At 72.7% G+C, this 14,882-nt stretch carries 13 protein-coding genes; 5 read left to right on the top strand and 8 right to left on the bottom strand.

Going from position 1 to position 14,882, the window contains the following annotated elements:
• Window positions 1-51 precede the first annotated feature (51 nt).
• Genes FB471_RS11650 through FB471_RS11635 form a run of 4 tightly spaced genes read right to left on the bottom strand, consistent with a single transcriptional unit; the run spans window position 52 to window position 2,784 of the window.
• Window positions 52-333, bottom strand: coding sequence for an exodeoxyribonuclease VII small subunit (locus FB471_RS11650; RefSeq protein WP_141997728.1), 282 nt, complete (start codon window positions 331-333; stop codon window positions 52-54).
• A complete protein-coding gene (locus FB471_RS11645; protein WP_142001798.1) occupies window positions 330-761 on the bottom strand; it encodes a hypothetical protein in 432 nt (143 codons plus the stop codon). The genes FB471_RS11650 and FB471_RS11645 overlap by 4 nt, the downstream gene beginning before the upstream one ends.
• Window positions 762-772: 11 nt before the next feature.
• Window positions 773-2,044: an exodeoxyribonuclease VII large subunit gene (xseA, locus tag FB471_RS11640; protein ID WP_141997726.1), complete on the bottom strand. Its 1,272-nt coding sequence runs from the start codon at window positions 2,042-2,044 to the stop codon at window positions 773-775.
• Complete coding sequence (locus FB471_RS11635; protein WP_141997724.1) at window positions 2,041-2,784, bottom strand: lipid droplet-associated protein; 744 nt, start codon at window positions 2,782-2,784, stop codon at window positions 2,041-2,043. Before FB471_RS11635 ends, xseA begins: the two co-directional genes overlap by 4 nt.
• Before the next feature lie 115 nt (window positions 2,785-2,899).
• On the opposite strand from FB471_RS11635, the gene FB471_RS11630 reads away from it, so the two are divergent.
• Complete coding sequence (locus FB471_RS11630) at window positions 2,900-3,937, top strand: 4-hydroxy-3-methylbut-2-enyl diphosphate reductase (RefSeq protein ID WP_141997722.1); 1,038 nt, start codon at window positions 2,900-2,902, stop codon at window positions 3,935-3,937.
• A 171-nt stretch (window positions 3,938-4,108) separates the two neighbouring features.
• On the opposite strand, the gene FB471_RS11625 is transcribed toward FB471_RS11630, so the two are convergent.
• Together FB471_RS11625 and rmuC are read right to left on the bottom strand one after the other, a co-directional pair.
• On the bottom strand, window positions 4,109-5,224 hold the full coding sequence (locus tag FB471_RS11625) for a DUF6542 domain-containing protein (RefSeq protein WP_141997720.1): 1,116 nt from the start codon (window positions 5,222-5,224) through the stop codon (window positions 4,109-4,111).
• A 595-nt stretch (window positions 5,225-5,819) separates the two neighbouring features.
• Window positions 5,820-6,737 carry a DNA recombination protein RmuC gene (gene rmuC, locus FB471_RS11620; protein WP_141997718.1) on the bottom strand — a complete coding sequence of 306 codons (918 nt, stop codon included), beginning with the start codon at window positions 6,735-6,737 and terminating at the stop codon, window positions 5,820-5,822.
• 350 nt (window positions 6,738-7,087) lie between these two features.
• On the opposite strand from rmuC, the gene FB471_RS11615 reads away from it, so the two are divergent.
• Window positions 7,088-8,254, top strand: coding sequence for an exonuclease SbcCD subunit D (locus FB471_RS11615; protein WP_170220780.1), 1,167 nt, complete (start codon window positions 7,088-7,090; stop codon window positions 8,252-8,254).
• The gene (locus tag FB471_RS11610; RefSeq protein ID WP_141997714.1) at window positions 8,251-11,214 is read left to right on the top strand and encodes an AAA family ATPase; all 2,964 of its coding nucleotides are present in this window, start codon (window positions 8,251-8,253) and stop codon (window positions 11,212-11,214) included. Before FB471_RS11615 ends, FB471_RS11610 begins: the two co-directional genes overlap by 4 nt.
• A gap of 15 nt (window positions 11,215-11,229) precedes the next feature.
• Here the strand turns inward: FB471_RS11610 and FB471_RS11605 are convergent, their stop codons facing one another.
• Together FB471_RS11605 and FB471_RS11600 are read right to left on the bottom strand one after the other, a co-directional pair.
• Entirely contained in the window at window positions 11,230-11,733 is a 504-nt protein-coding gene (locus tag FB471_RS11605) for a methylated-DNA--[protein]-cysteine S-methyltransferase (protein WP_141997712.1), read from the bottom strand.
• The gene (locus FB471_RS11600; RefSeq protein WP_141997710.1) at window positions 11,730-13,295 is read right to left on the bottom strand and encodes a DNA-3-methyladenine glycosylase 2; all 1,566 of its coding nucleotides are present in this window, start codon (window positions 13,293-13,295) and stop codon (window positions 11,730-11,732) included. The genes FB471_RS11605 and FB471_RS11600 overlap by 4 nt, the downstream gene beginning before the upstream one ends.
• 105 nt (window positions 13,296-13,400) lie before the next feature.
• On the opposite strand from FB471_RS11600, the gene FB471_RS11595 reads away from it, so the two are divergent.
• Both FB471_RS11595 and ychF read left to right on the top strand, forming a co-directional pair.
• Window positions 13,401-13,610 (top strand): hypothetical protein, encoded by a 210-nt coding sequence (locus tag FB471_RS11595; protein WP_141997708.1) that lies wholly within the window; start codon window positions 13,401-13,403, stop codon window positions 13,608-13,610.
• Window positions 13,611-13,646: 36 nt separating this feature from the next.
• Window positions 13,647-14,729, top strand: coding sequence for a redox-regulated ATPase YchF (gene ychF, locus FB471_RS11590; RefSeq protein WP_141997705.1), 1,083 nt, complete (start codon window positions 13,647-13,649; stop codon window positions 14,727-14,729).
• The last annotated feature ends 153 nt before the right edge of the window (window positions 14,730-14,882 follow it).

The following is a 14,882-nucleotide window of genomic DNA, read 5'->3' as shown; positions in this document are numbered from 1 at the left end:
AATTCTCGCAGATCGTGGACGCCGGGCCAGCTCAGCGCGGCATGGCGGTCGTCACTCCCCGTTGCCGGGCCTGCCCGTTGTGTCCGTGCCGCTGCCCTCGGTGCCGTTCTCGACCGAGGCCAGCGCGGTCTCGATGCGCTCGCGCGCGCCCTCGAGGTGTCGCTCGCAGAGCTTGGCCAGCTGCTCGCCCTTCTCCCACAGGGCCAGCGATTCCTCAAGGGACAGCCCGCCTGCCTCCAACCCGCGGACCACCTCGATGAGCTGGTCCCTGGCCTGCTCGTAGCCGAGGCCGGCGGTCTCGGCGGGGTTGCTGACGGGTTCGGGCTCGTTCACGGTGTGCGGCTCCGGCTGTCGTGGTTGGTCCGGGCCGCGCACACTACCGCGCTGGCCATGGCGTTGTCGTATCCCACGAAGGCGCTGGCGAACTCCTGACCGTCGCCGTCCACGATCGCGTCCTCGATGTGCTGCTGTGCCTGAGCCACCCGGCGCCGGTGGGTGGAGCCGTCGGTGAACCACCAGCGGGTGCCGACGTAGTACGAGGTCGCCTCGGACAGCCTGCGCAGGCTGGGCCCCAGCGCGGCGCGCCCCGCCGTGTCGCAGCCGGCGAGCAGGGCGGTCCAGCACTGCGCGGCGGCGGCATCGGCCTCCTCGGCCCGGTGCCGGACGACCAGTGCCTGCCGCCGTGCCGGATCGGTGCCCGAGCCGCGTGCCAGGCGCGCGGCGGCGTTCGTGGTCAGCGGGAGAAACGTGGTCGCGCGCACCGACTGCACTGCTACGTCCCTTCCTCGTACCCATCCGTGACGGTGGCGTGCGTGACGCCGTCGGCGACCCTGACCCGCAATGGTGTTCCGGCCGCTACTTCAGAGACTGACCGGAGCACCCGGAGGTTGCCCGACTCGTCGGAGTACTGCACGACCGCGTAGCCGCGGGCCAGCGTCGCGGAGGGGCCGAGCGAGGTGAGCCGGTCGCGGACCGCCGCCAGCGCGGTCTGCTCGTTGCCGAGCTTGCCGAGCATCGCACGGCGCCCGCGTTCCAGGTGTAAGGCGACCTCGTCGGCGCGTCGCTGGACCGGGCCGAGCGGGTCGGCGAGTGCCGGCCTGCTACGCAGCTGCTCGAGCAGCCGGGCCTGGGTGTCCACCCACCCGTGCAGCGCGCGCCGGGCCCGGTCGCGGAGCTGGCGGACGCGCTCGGACTCCTCCTTGACGTCCGGCACGACTCGCTTGCCCGCGTCGGTCGGCGTGGAGCAGCGCAGGTCGGCGACGTGGTCGAGTAGCGGGGTGTCCGGCTCGTGTCCGATCGCGCTGACCACCGGGGTGCCCGCCGCGGCGACCGCGCGGCACAGGGCCTCGTCGGAGAACGGCAACAGGTCCTCGACGCTCCCGCCGCCGCGGGCGATCACGATCACGTCGATGCCAGGGTCGGCGTCCAGAGTGGACAGCGCCGTGCGGATCTGCGGCACGGCCTGTGCGCCCTGCACGGCGGTGTTCAGCACGGTGAGTGCGGCGGCCGGCCAGCGTGCCTTGACGTTCACCAGCACATCGCGCTCGGCCGCCGAGGCGCGGCCGGTGATCAGCCCGATGCCGCGAGGCAGGAAGGGCAGCTTGCGTTTGCGCTCGGCCGCGAACATGCCTTCCGCGGCGAGCAGCTTGCGCAGGCGCTCGATGCGGGCCAGCAACTCACCGATGCCGACGGCGCGGATCTCGTTCGCGCGCAGGCTCAGCGTGCCCCTGCCGAGGAAGAAGGTCGGTTTCGCGTGCAGCACCACGCTGGCGCCCTCGCGCAGCGGCGGCTCGACCGAGCGCAGCAGCCGGGTCGGGCAGGTGACCGTCATCGAGACGTCCGCGGACGGATCGCGCAGGGTGAGGAAGGCGGTCTGGTTACCGGATCGCGCGGAGATCTGGGTGAGCTGGCCCTCCACCCAGACCGCGCCGAGGCGATGGATCCAGTCCGCGATCTTGCGGGCCACGGTGCGGACCGGCCAGGGATGCTCGGCGCTGGTGCCCGCGTTCGAGGAGGTGCCGGGAGGGGTCGCCGCGTCGCTCACCGGTCGGTCGGGTCCTCGGCAGCGGTACCCTCGCCGGTCTCCTGCTCGCGGCGGACATTGCCGATGCGCCTGGCCAGCATGCCGACGAACGAGGCCCGGTCGGCGTGCGCCCGCTCATAGGCGAGCAGCTCTTCCAGTTGCTCCAGGGAGAACTGGCGCAGCCGGGCCCGCACCTGCGGCAGGGTGAGCTGGTCGTAGTCGCGCAGCCCGGCCGGAGCGGAGGAATCGGCCGGTGGCCCGCTGTCGAACTCGCCGTCCTGGTGCGCCTCGGCCAGGGCGCGTTCCTCGTCCGCCCAGGGGTCCTCGCCGGCGTCCGGCGCGCTCTCCTCCGGCGCGGCGTCCGGGCGGTGGCCATTGTGCTGGACGTAACCGTGCTCGGGCCGCACGAGATCGAGCGTCGGGTCCACATCGTCCGCCCGGCTCTGCGGCTGCGCCGGGATCATCGGGTCACGGTCGGATGCGGGCGCCGGGGTGTGCTCGTCCCCGGTGTCTTCCTCGATGTCCTCGTCGAAGGTGGCCCAGCCGGGTGTCTCCTCGACGGGACGGAGCGCGGACAGCGCGTCGTCCCCCTTGATGGCCAACTCCGTGACGTGCTGCTGAACCCGCATGGACGCCTGCAACACCTGGCTGGCCACGGTCACCGGGAAACCGAGAACCTGTTTCGGTAGCTCGCGGACCCGCTCGGCGGTGGTGACGGCGAGCCCCGCGGCGACCCGCAGCGGGAACGGGAGAGACTTCATGCCCCTAGCCTGCCGCACCCGGCCCCTCCGACCCAACCGAACGGTCGCACGCGCGCGTCGGGACGGCGCGGTGAGTGACCCAACGCACACCGGGTATGCCCGTACCCTGGGTGCCATGAGTGGAGCAAGTCCCGGAATCGAGCCCGCCACCAGCGCGTCGATCGGCGGGAGCGCCGACGCACCCTCCAGCGGCGGCAAGCGGGTGCTGCTCGCCAAACCCCGTGGCTACTGCGCCGGCGTTGACCGTGCGGTGATCGCCGTGGAGAAGGCCCTCGAGCTGTACGGGCCGCCGGTGTACGTGCGCAAGGAGATCGTGCACAACCGTCATGTTGTGGACACGCTGCGTGAGCGTGGGGTGATCTTCGTCGAGGAGACTTCCGAGGTGCCGGAGGGTGCGCTGGTGGTCTTCTCCGCGCACGGCGTCTCGCCGGCCGTACATACCGAGGCCGAGCAACGCGGCCTGCGCACGATCGACGCCACCTGCCCGCTGGTGACCAAGGTGCACAAGGAGGTCAACCGGTTCGCCCGCGATGACTACGACATCATGCTGATCGGGCACGAGGGGCACGAGGAGGTGGAGGGCACCTCCGGCGAGGCGCCCGACCGGGTGCAGCTCGTGGACACCGCCGGGGACGTGGACAAGGTCGCCGTGCGCGACCCCTCGAAGGTGGTGTGGCTGTCCCAGACCACCTTGAGCGTGGACGAGACGATGGAACGGGTCGACCAGCTGCGGGAGCGGTTCCCGAACATCGCGGACCCGCCGAGTGACGACATCTGCTATGCCACATCCAACCGCCAGGTCGCGGTCAAGGCGATGGCCGCGGAATGCGACCTGGTGCTGGTCGTGGGTTCGCAGAACTCGTCCAACTCCAAGCGGCTGGTCGAGGTCGCCCTGCAGGCCGGCGCCACAGCGGCCCATCTGGTCGACTTCGCGCGTGAGGTCGACGAGGCCTGGCTGGAAGGGGTGCGGACCGTCGGGGTGACCAGCGGTGCCTCGGTGCCGGACGTGCTGGTGATGGAGCTGCTGGAGTGGCTGGCCGAACGCGGCTGGGGCGACGTCCAGGAGGTCACCACGGCGAACGAGAAGATCGCCTTCGCGCTGCCCCGCGAGCTGCGCGGGGCAGGGGAGTCCAAGCCGAGCAGCGTGCGCTGACCCGCGCCGGCCGATCGTCATGGCCGGCACGTCGTGCTCGGTGCGCGCGGTCCCGCGGGCCGTGCCGGCAGTCACTGCCGGCACTGCCGGGCGGCGTGACGTGTCGCCCTGGCTTCGTGAAGCCGCTCCTGGGTGGACGCTCGCGGACCCGCGGTTCGGGTGGACCCAGGTTCAGGACTGACCGTCGTCCCACGGCCGCCCCCGTGCCGGCCGCCCGCCCCGCCTCGGCGCGTCCGGACCGCCCTGCGGTGGGTCGTCCGGCCGGGGTGGAGTTCGCCGGGGTCGCCCACCCCCGGGGGGAGCATCGGGCCGACCACCGCCACGGCGCCGGTCCGGACCGTCCCCGCCAGGCTGCCTCGGTTGCCGGGGCCCGGGGGCACCGGGATCGGCCGGATTGCGTGGGCCCCGCCCACCGGAGGGACCGCCGGCCCGCCCCGCACCCCCGCCGGGCTTCGGACTCCCGCCGGATTGTTGGCCCCCACCCGGTTTCGGATTCCCGCCGGGTTGCGGGCCTCCCGCGCGGTTCGGCGGGTTTCCTCGCTGCGGTGGCCCCTGCTTGCGCGGCGCGGCCGGGCGACCCTCGGCGGGCCTCCCCTCCGGGGGGCGCCCCTCCGGGGGTTTGCGTTCACCCTGCCCACGCTGGGGCGGCTTGCCCGTGGCCGGACGATCGCGAGCCGCTTTGTCGCGGGGTGGCTTGGCCTGGCCCGCCTTGTCGCGGGGTGGCCGGCCCTTCCGGTCGGGTGCGTCCCTCTCTCCCGCGCCGGCCTTGTCCGTGGACCGCGTCGCGCCCTCTTTTCGCTTACCGGAACGTGCCTTGACCGGTGCGTACGGGTCGCGCTCCCGGTAGATCCGGAACAGGCCGATCAACAGGGTGGCGCCGGTCGTCACCGCCATGGTCGGGAAGCCGTTGATCAACGGCGTGCTGATGGCGAGGACCTTGGCCAGGGTGTCGCTACCGGAAGGCTGGCCGGAGGCGAACAGCACGACGGCCGGCACGGTGATGCCGAGGATCAACGGCGGCTGGACCATCGGCCCGAACAGGTTCCGCCTGCGGACCGCGCCGACCGCGGTCACCGCGCCGACGAAGTAGCAGCCTTGGAACAGCAGCCCGAGCTCGTCCTGGACCTGCAGATTGATCACCGCGCCCGCGATGGCGAGTCCGAAGGCCAGCAGCACGGCCGCCCACCACGGGAGGCCCCTGCGGTCGCCGACGACGGGCCGCTCGTCCCAGGGCACCGAGCCTTCCTCGGCCTCGCGGTCGTACTGGCGATCCCGGGTGGCGGTCACGAACGAACACCTGATTCGCGTCGTGCACGCGCGGCCGGCCTGGGGTTACCGCCGAGGCCGGGTGGCACCGGAGCACCGGCTCCCTGCCGGGGGCGCGCGCCGCGCGGCACCTCGCGTGGACGGTGTCCGGGCCGCGGTTCCTCGGTGGTTGCTTCACGGGTTGCCGCGGCACCCGGCAGGCGAACCCGCGTACGGGCCGCCGTGGGGTGAGCGTGCCGCACCTCGGGCAGGCAGGTCGCCCGCGCCCGGGACGGCGAGGCCGTCGACGCGGGGCGCGTGCCACCACGCACCGTGCGAAGGTGCCTTCCGAGACAGCCCCTACTCAATCCGCGCAACCTCCGGAAGCGCGCGTCGGTGACCGTGCCCCACGCGACTGGCGAACTCGTGCATAGTCGTCACCGTAGCCGGTTCGCGTCCAGGATCCGTTAACCCTCTGCAAGCTGTCCGATTTTGCTACGCGGCAGTGTGACGCCAGTCACGCCTGGGTGTCGCTGTTTCGGGAGCACGGGTCCCGGCATGTCAGGGCCGCAAGGACAGCGCGACGCGTGCTTCCTCCGCTTGTCGCCGCGGGTCCGAGCGGCTCGGATGCGCGCTGTCAGTTGGCCGTCAGCTCGTCTCCCTTCCGGATCGTGGGGACCGCGGTCGGGCTCGCCGCGGCCTCGGTCAGTGGGGTGGCGGCCGCGCGGAAACTTTCCAACGCGTCCAGTTCACGGCGGCGGGCGGACAGGAACCGCTGCAGGTGGGTGCTGGAGAGGTTCACCGCGTCCACCGCGTTGCCCGCCGCACGGTGTGCGGCCGCGGCCTGGCCCCGCACCTGTTCCACATCCTCGACCAGGGCGCGCTCGCTGGCCGCGAAGAGCGCGGCCGAGGCGATCACCGCGAACCCCGTGGGACCGCAGAGGAACACCCTGCGGTCCAGCATCCACCGCAACAGTTCCGGATCGGTGTCCAGCGCGGCGACCACGGCCGCGTCCGACGGCACGAACATGATCGTTCCGTAGATCGCGTCGGCCCAACGCTGGTACCCCTTGCCCGCCAGTTCGGCCGCCCTGGAACGCAGGTTGCGTACGTGCACCCGCAGCGCGTCCAGGCGTTCCTCGGCGTTGTCCGTCTCCACCGCCTCGGCCCAGCACGCCATGCTCGCCTTGGCGTCCACCGGTACCGTCCGGTCACCGCCGACCCGCAGCACCATGTCGGGTTTGGCCGCGCCACCGCCCGCGAGGTCGGTCTGCACGGTGAAATGCAGCCCTTCACGCAGGCCGAGCGCGCGTGCGGTCTCCACCAGCACCTGCTCGCCGAGCTCACCACGGCCGCTGATCGAGGCGAACGCGACCTCGTAACGGCGCAGGGCCACCTGCTGCTCGTCCACCCTGGAGCGTTCGACGTCCACCTGCCTGGCCGCGGCATCGGCCCTGCGCATGCTGTCGGTGTAGAGCCGCCACAGCAGGACCACCGCTCCGGCCAGCAGCAGCGCCACGACCACCGCCGCCGTGCTGAGCACCGTCGAGCCCACCGGTCCGCCCTCCTTCCCGCTGACTCGCTCGTGTCGTGTCCTCGCCGTGCATCATGGCGTCCGCCACCGACAGAACCGAGCCTACCCGGACATCGAACACACGTTCGAGTGAACGTGTGGTGTCCACCGGGCCGAGCGGCGGCAGGCCACCGGAGGACCACGGGAAGTATGCGGGTCGACCGGCCCCGCCGACCGGCCCGCGCTCGGTGGGCCCGCCGTCCGGGAACCGAGCCACTCGGGCGGGCGCGACGTATCCGTTCGCGCCGGCATCGGGCGCGAACGGCACGTTCACGTCCGTTCGCCGGGGTGTCTGCGCGATCCCGCCGCATTGTGGTCCTAACTTGGGTCGGGTGAGACTGCTGCACACCTCGGACTGGCACGTGGGACGCACGTTCCACGGTGCCGACCTGCTCGCCGAGCAGGAGTCCGTACTCGGCTACCTCGCCGACATCGTCGCCGAGGAACGGGTCGACGTCGTGCTCGTCTCCGGCGACATCTACGACCGCGCGGTCCCCTCGGCCGAGGCGGTTCGGGTCGCGGCGAACGCGCTGGCGAGGTTGCGCGCGGCGGGCGCGAGCCTGGTGATCACGCCGGGCAACCACGATTCGGCGGCACGGCTCGGTGCGTTCGCCGAGTTCGCGGCCGCGGGCGGGTTGCACCTGTGCACCTCGGTGGCCCGGTTGCACGAGCCGGTGCTGCTGGCCGATGCGCACGGACCGGTCGCCTGCTACGGAATTCCTTATCTGGAACCGGAACCGGCCCGGCACGCCCTGGGTGTGCCGGAGGCACGAGGGCACACCGGGGTGCTCGGTGAGGCCATGCGCCGGATCCGCGCCGATCTGGCGGAGCGCGCGCAGGGCACCCGTTCGGTGGTGCTCGCGCACGCCTTCGTCACCGGCGGTGAGGCCAGCGACTCGGAGCGGACCATCTCGGTCGGCGGGGTGGAACAGGTACCCGGCGCGGTGTTCGACGGGGTGGACTACGTGGCGCTCGGCCACCTGCACGGCCCGCAGCGGCTCGCCGAGCACCTGCGGTACTCCGGCAGCCCGCTGGCCTACTCGTTCTCCGAGGCCGCGCACCACAAGTCCGTATGGCTGGCCGACCTCGACGCCGGGGGACTGGCCGAGGTGTGGCGGCGCGAGCTTCCGGTTCCGCGGCGCCTCGCCACCGCCGAAGGCGACCTGGAGGACCTGCTGTCGGCCCCGGAGTACGAGGACCTGGCCCGCTGCTACCTGTCCGTCACGTTGACCGATCAGGTCCGGCCACTCGACGCCATGCGCAGGCTGCGCGAGCGTTTCCCGCATGCGGTGCACCTGGACTGGCGGCCCGCGGGCGGCAGCACCGAGCCGCTGCGGTACGCCGAGGCCGTGCGCGGGCGGTCGGACGTCGAGATCACCGGTGGTTTTCTCGAGGACTGCCGGGGCGCGGCACCGAACGAGCGGGAGGCGGCGCTGCTCACGGTGGCCCTCGAGCAGGCGGGCAAGGCCGACCCGGAACAGGACGGTGAACCGCGATGAGACTGCACCGGCTCGAGGTCGAGGCGTTCGGCCCCTACCCGCGGCGCGAGGTCGTCGACTTCGACGCGCTCGGCGCCGACGGGTTGTTCCTGCTGCACGGCGACACCGGAGCCGGGAAGACCACGCTGCTGGACGCCGTCGCGTACGCCCTGTTCGGCCGGGTGCCCGGCGCCCGCGGGCAGGTGAAACGCCTGCGGTGCGATCTCGCGCCGCCGGACGCGCCCAGCGAGGTCGTACTGGAGCTGACCGTGCAGGGGCACCGGCTGCGGGTCGCCCGCAGCCCCGAGTACGAGGTACCGAAACGCCGGGGCGAGGGCACCACGACCAAGAAGGCCAAAGCCTCGCTCAGCTGGATCGACCGGCCCGCGCAGGACCAGCCCGCGGAGGGGCTCACCCGGATCGACGAGGTGTCGCGCACGATCCAGCGGCTGCTCGGGATGAGCGCCGAGCAGTTCTTCCAGGTGGTACTGCTGCCGCAGGGTGAGTTCGCGAGGTTCCTGCGTGCCGAGACCACGGAACGCGAGCAACTGCTGGAGCGGCTGTTCGCCACGCAACGATTCGCCGGGGTGGAACGCTGGTTCCGGGATCGGCGCGCCGCGCGCAGGCAGGACCTGGAGGTGTACCGGCAGTCGGTGCGCGACTGCACGGCCCGGCTGGCACAGGCCGCGCAGGAGGAACCGCCGGAGGATGCCGACCCCGCGGACTGGGTGGCCACGATCCGGCACCGGGCGGACCAGGCCGTCACCGAGGCCGAGGCCGCCGAAGCAACGGCCCGCTCGGACCGGGAACAGGTCGAGCAGCGGTTGGCGGAGCGCAGGGAGCGCGCCGAGCGTGTCCGCAGGGTCCGCGCCGCGCACCACAATCTCACCGAGCTGGCCGGGCAAACGGCGCAGCGCGCCCGGTGGCGGGAGGAGCTGGCGGCGGCGCGCAGGGCCGTGCCGGTGACCGGCGTCGCGGCCGAGGCCGAGCGCCGGGCCGCCCGGCTGGAGCAGGCGGTCCGGGCCGAGACCGACCGGGTCCGTGATCTCGTGGCCATGGGGGCGGACGGTGCGGAGGCCGAGGTGCCGCGGTTGCGCGAGCGGGCCGGGAGGCTGCGTGAGGAGCTCGGCGAGCTGTCCACCCTCCTCGGCGAGGCGGAACAGCAGCGGACGGACCAGACCCGGCTGACCGAACTGGCCGCCACCGCGGCGCACGCCGCCTCGCAGGCCGAGGCCATCACCGAGAAGCTTGCCGGGTTTCCGGAACGCATGCGCGAGCTACGGGGGTTGCGCGACGCCGCGGCGGAGGCGCTGGTGCGGGTCGACGGCGTCCGGCTACGGGAAACCGAACTGTCCGAGCTGCTGACACAGGCCAACGAGGTTCCGGCGCTGGAACGCGCGGTGCGACGGGCGGTCGACGCCGAACAGCGGGCCGTCGACCGCTACCAGACCGCTCGGAGCGAGCTGCTCGATCTGCGCGAGCGGCGACTGAACGGAATGGCGGCCGAGCTGGCCGCGGGGCTGCGGGACGGCGAGTCGTGCCCGGTGTGTGGTTCCGTCGAGCATCCCGCCCCGGCCGGACCGGACGGAGACCTGGTCGGGGACGCCGCGGAGCAGGAAGCGGCGGAGGCAGAGCGGATCGCGGGGCAGGGCAAGGAGCAGGCCGGTGGCGCGCGGCAGGAGGCCGAGGCCGCGCTCGATGCCGCGTTGCGGCGGCTGGAGGGGCAGACCGCGGAGGAGCTGGCCGAGCGGCTCACCGAGACCAAGGACGAGTTGGCGCGGCTGAGCAAGCAGGGCGAGGGGAAGGCGCGGCTGGAAGACCTGATGGCCGCCACCGAGGAGGAGTCGGCCGACCTCACCACCCAGCGCGCGAACGCGGAGCGGGAGGTCGCCTCCGCGCAGGCCGAGCGCCAGGCGCTGGCCGGCAGGGTGGAGGAACGTGCGCGGCGGCTGGAGGCGGCGCGCGGGGAGCATGCGGACGTGGCCGCGCGGCGCGCGCATCTGGTCGCCGTGGTCGAGGCGCTGGACGCGCTCGCCGAGGCGCGGTCGGCGCGGGCGAGTGCGCAGCAGGCGCTGGACGAGCAGCGGGCCGCGGTGGATACCGCGGTACGGGAGGCCGGTTTCGACACGGTCGAGGCGGCGCGGTCGGCCGCGCGGGCGGACTCGGCGATCACCGAGCTGGAGCGGCGGCTTTCCGACGCGGAGTCCGCCGAGGCCGCGGCGCGGGCGGTGCTGGCGGAGCCCGAGCTCAGCGGGGTGTCGCCGGACGAGGAAGTGGACCTCGACGCGGCGCGGGAATCCGCGCGGCAAGCACAGGCCACCGCGGAGGCCGCGGTGGCCACGCTCCGGGCCGCCACCGAGCGGGCGCGGACGCTGGAGCGGCTCGCCGAGCGCTTCGCCGAGGCCGAGGCGCGGCTCGCGCCCGCCGAGGCTGAGTTCGCCGAGCTGGACGCGCTGACCGACGTGGTCAACGGCCGGGGGCAGAACGCCCGCAAGATGTCCCTGCGGTCCTACGTGCTCGCCGCCCGGCTGGAGGAGGTCGCGGTGGCGGCGACCGTGCGGCTGCACACGATGAGCCAGGGCCGGTACTCCTTCGTGCACTCCGACGCGGCCGGATCCTGGGGACGGCGCGGCGGCCTCGGGCTGGACGTGCTGGACGACTACTCCGGTGCGGTACGGCCGGCGAAGACCCTGTCCGGGGGCGAGTCCTTCCTGGCCTCCCTGGCGCTGGCGCTCGGTCTCGCCGACGTGGTGGCCGCCGAGACCGGCGGGGCCCTGCTGGACACGCTGTTCGTCGACGAGGGCTTCGGCACGCTGGACGCCGAGACCCTGGACGTGGTGATGGACGTGCTGGACGAGTTGCGTGCCGGTGGCCGGGTCGTCGGCCTGGTGTCGCACGTGGAGGAGCTGCGCCAGCGGATCCCGACCCGCCTGCGGGTGCGCAAGGCCCGCACCGGCTCCACCCTCGAACTCACCGCCTGACCCGCTCCGCGGTGGTCACCGGGGGGATTCGTGGTTCAGCAGCCAGCGCTTCACGTCCACGCCCCACCGGAACCCACCGAGGCCCCCGCCGGTCCGCAGCACCCGGTGGCAGGGAACGAACAGGGCGGCGGCGTTGCGGGCACAGGCCGACGCGGCGGCGCGGACCGCCGAAGGGCGCCCCAGCAACTCGGCATAGTCGGCGTAGCTCAACCGCTTGCCAGCCGGAACCGTCCGCAGCACCTGCCAGGCGTGTTCGCGGAACTCCCCGGACCGCTGCCGGACCTCGACGCCGTCCACCGCGTCGAACTCGCCCGCGTGGTACCGGCGAATCGCCGTGCTCACCTCGCCGAGGTCACGCCGCTGCCGGAGTTCGGCCGGGCGTAACGAGGGCGCGATCGCCTCGGCGAGCAGGTCGACCTCCGCGGTCCAGCCGGAGGCCAGCACGGCGCCGTCCGTGGCGACCACGGCGGTGAACGGGCCGGCCGGTGTATCCATAGTGGACCAATGTGCGATGTTCATGACTGCCGTTCCTTCCCAGTAGTGTCGGCGCCCGCGCGCCACAGGTGCATACCCGCGTACGAACGCCAGGGGCGCCAGGTCTGTGCGTGGGTGGTGAGCCGCTCGGGGTCGATGCCCAGTGCCCGCGCGCCCCGGCGCAGCACGAGGTCACCGGTCAACAGCAGGTCCGGCGCGCCGAGCACGCGCATCAGGACGTAGTCCGCCGTCCACGGCCCGATTCCCGGCGCCGCGAGCAGCTCCGCGCGCAGTTCCTCGGCTTCCCTGCCGACATGCACGTCCAACTCGCCGGTGGCCAGCATGCCCGCGACGTCGCGGATGGCCGCGATCCGCCGCCGGGGGCCACGCAGAACCTCCTCCGCATGGGCGGCGACGGCGTCCGGGTCGGGAAACAGCACGGCTGGGCCGTCCGTGTCGACCGGAAGCGGTTCGCCGAGCTCGGCGGCCAGCGTGCCCGCGGCCGTGCGCGCCGCGGCGACCGAGACCTGCTGACCGAGCATGGCGCGCAACACCAGCTCGGCGCCGTCCACGGCACCGGGTACCCGGATTCCCGGCACCGCCGCGACCAGCGGGGCGAGCGAGGGATCGGCCCCGAGCACGGTGTTCACCGCGTCCGGGTCCGCGTCCAGGTCCAGCAGCCTGCGTACCCGGGTGACCGCGCTGCCGAGGTCGCGCACGTCGGCGAGCCGCAGCTCGCACCGCACGTGGTCGGCCCGCGGGGTGAGCCACGCGCTGCCGCCGCCGTGCGCCAGCCGCAGCGTGCGGGCGTAGCCGGTCACCGCGCCGCCCTCATCGGTGCTCACCTGCTCGACGCCGGTGACCGCGCGGGCGGCGAGGAAGGACAGGATGCCCGCGCCGTCGAACGGCGCCCGGAACGGCAGCCGCAGGTTCAGCCGGGTGCCACTGGTGGGTGCCGGATCATCCGAGGCCGACTCGGCCCGGCGGCGGGCCGCCGTGGCCGTCGCCCGCAACTGGGAGGGGGTGGTCGCGAACACCTCGCGGATCGTGTCGTTGAACTGCCGCACGCTGGTGAACCCCGAGGCGAACGCGACGTCGGTGAGCGGCAGCTCGGACATCTCGATCAGCAGCCGGGCCGAGTGCGCGCGGTGCGCCCTGGCCAGTGCCAGCGGCCCGGCGCCGAGCTCGGCGGTCAGTACCCGACCCAGCTGGCGTTCCGAGTAGCCGAGCCGGTGCGCAAGGCCGGGGACCCCCTCCCGGTCCACCGTGCCGTCGGCGATCAGCCGCATCGCCCGCGCCGCCAGGTCCGCCCGCACGTTCCATTCCGGCGAGCCGGGAACCGCGTCGGGCAGGCAACGCCGGCAGGCCCGGAAACCGTTGGCCTGGGCCGCCGCCGAGGTCGGGAAGAACCGCACGTTCTGCGCTTTCGGCGTCAGCGCCGGGCAGGATGGGCGGCAGTAGATCCCGGTGGTACGGACCGCCGTGATGAACTGCCCGTCGAAGCGGGCGTCCCGGGACATCACCGCCCGGTAGCACCGCTCGGTGTCGTGCCAGATGCCCCAGCCATCGGCGGTAGGTGCCGGGCTCGAAGCGGTCGTGGATTGCATGTCTTCGATCCTGCCACCTGGTCACGAGTCCGACTGGCGGGAATCCGACGTGACCGTCCGGTGGCCGGTCGTGCGGCCTGCCCGGTTCGTCCCTAGGCTCGACCCATGAGTATCTCCGCGGGCAAGCGGCTACGTACGTTCGGCGCGATCGTCGCGGCGGTGGGGGCGATCGGCTTCGCGTCCGCCTGCAACGATACCGGCGAAGGCGGCGGCGACGGCGGAACCCAGCAGGAAGACAACGGTGGCCAGGACGGCGGCGACGAGGGTGACGGCGGCGACGAGGGTGACGGCGGCGACGAGGAGGATGAGGGCTGATCAGGGCGGCAGGCCCTACCCGTAGACTCCCGGGTCGTGAGTCTGACCCTCGGCATCGTCGGGTTGCCCAACGTGGGCAAGTCGACCCTGTTCAACGCACTGACCCGGAACGAGGCGCTGGCCGCGAACTACCCGTTCGCGACCATCGAGCCCAACGTGGGGGTCGTCCCGCTGCCCGACCCGCGGCTGGACACCCTCGCCGAGCTGTTCTCCTCGGCGAAGGTGGTACCGGCCGCGGTGTCCTTTGTGGATATCGCGGGCATCGTGAAGGGTGCGTCCGAGGGGGCCGGGCTCGGTAACAAGTTCCTGGCCAATATTCGCGAGGCGAACGCGATCTGCCAGGTCATCCGGGTCTTCGACGACCCGGATGTGGTGCATGTCGACGGTGAGATCGATCCGCTGGCGGACATCGAGACGATCAACACCGAGCTGATCCTGGCCGACCTGCAGACCCTGGACAAGGCGCTGCCGCGGATGGAGAAGGAAGCCAGGACCAAGAAGGAGAACCGTCCCGCCCTGGAGAACGCACAGCTGGCCAAGGCGGTGCTGGACGAGGGCCGCACCCTGTTCGCCGCGCAGGCGGAGCTGGACATCGACGCGCTGCGTGAGTTGAACCTGCTCACCATCAAGCCGTTCCTGTACGTGTTCAACGCGGACGAGGGCGTGCTCACCGACGAGGGCAAGCGCGCCGAGCTGGCCAAGCTGGTCGCCCCGGCCGACGCGGTGTTCCTGGACGCCAAGGTCGAGGCGGAGCTGCTGGAGCTGGACGACGAGGAGTCGGTCCGCGAGCTGCTGGAGTCGGTCGGCCAGCACGAACCCGGCCTGCACGCGCTGGCCCGCGCCGGCTTCCACACCCTCGGCCTGCAGACCTACCTGACCGCCGGCCCGAAGGAAGCGCGCGCCTGGACCGTCCCCAAGGGGGCTACGGCACCCCAGGCCGCGGGCGTCATCCACACCGACTTCGAGCGCGGCTTCATCAAGGCGGAAGTGATCTCCTTCGACGACCTGGTCGCCGAGGGCTCGATGGCCGCCGCCCGCGCCGCGGGCAAGGCCCGGATCGAGGGCAAGGAGTACGTCATGGCCGACGGCGACGTGGTCGAGTTCCGGTTCAACGTCTAGCTCGAAGTCTCCTGGAAGAATGTGACCTGCGGGCCGTACGATCGTTCATCGTCGAGAACCTCGACGATGAACCGCCGTTCGGGGAACGCCGAACAAAGCAACCCTTGCCACGATCGAGCTATCGTGCGAGCCAGTTGTGACAAGTCCCCGTCG

Source organism: Amycolatopsis cihanbeyliensis (assembly GCF_006715045.1).
Taxonomy (GTDB): domain Bacteria; phylum Actinomycetota; class Actinomycetes; order Mycobacteriales; family Pseudonocardiaceae; genus Amycolatopsis; species Amycolatopsis cihanbeyliensis.
The sequence above is the reverse complement of the archived record's forward strand: the minus strand, read 5'-3'. Positions and strand labels throughout refer to the sequence as shown.

Coding starts and splice junctions, on each gene's coding strand:
- FB471_RS11635 (WP_141997724.1), bottom strand. CDS start 2,784: ATGAAGTCTCTCCCGTTCCCGCTGCGGGTCGCCGCGGGGCTCGCCGTC.
- FB471_RS11595 (WP_141997708.1), top strand. CDS start 13,401: ATGAGTATCTCCGCGGGCAAGCGGCTACGTACGTTCGGCGCGATCGTC.
- FB471_RS11610 (WP_141997714.1), top strand. CDS start 8,251: ATGAGACTGCACCGGCTCGAGGTCGAGGCGTTCGGCCCCTACCCGCGG.
- FB471_RS11600 (WP_141997710.1), bottom strand. CDS start 13,295: ATGCAATCCACGACCGCTTCGAGCCCGGCACCTACCGCCGATGGCTGG.
- FB471_RS11630 (WP_141997722.1), top strand. CDS start 2,900: ATGAGTGGAGCAAGTCCCGGAATCGAGCCCGCCACCAGCGCGTCGATC.
- FB471_RS11605 (WP_141997712.1), bottom strand. CDS start 11,733: ATGAACATCGCACATTGGTCCACTATGGATACACCGGCCGGCCCGTTC.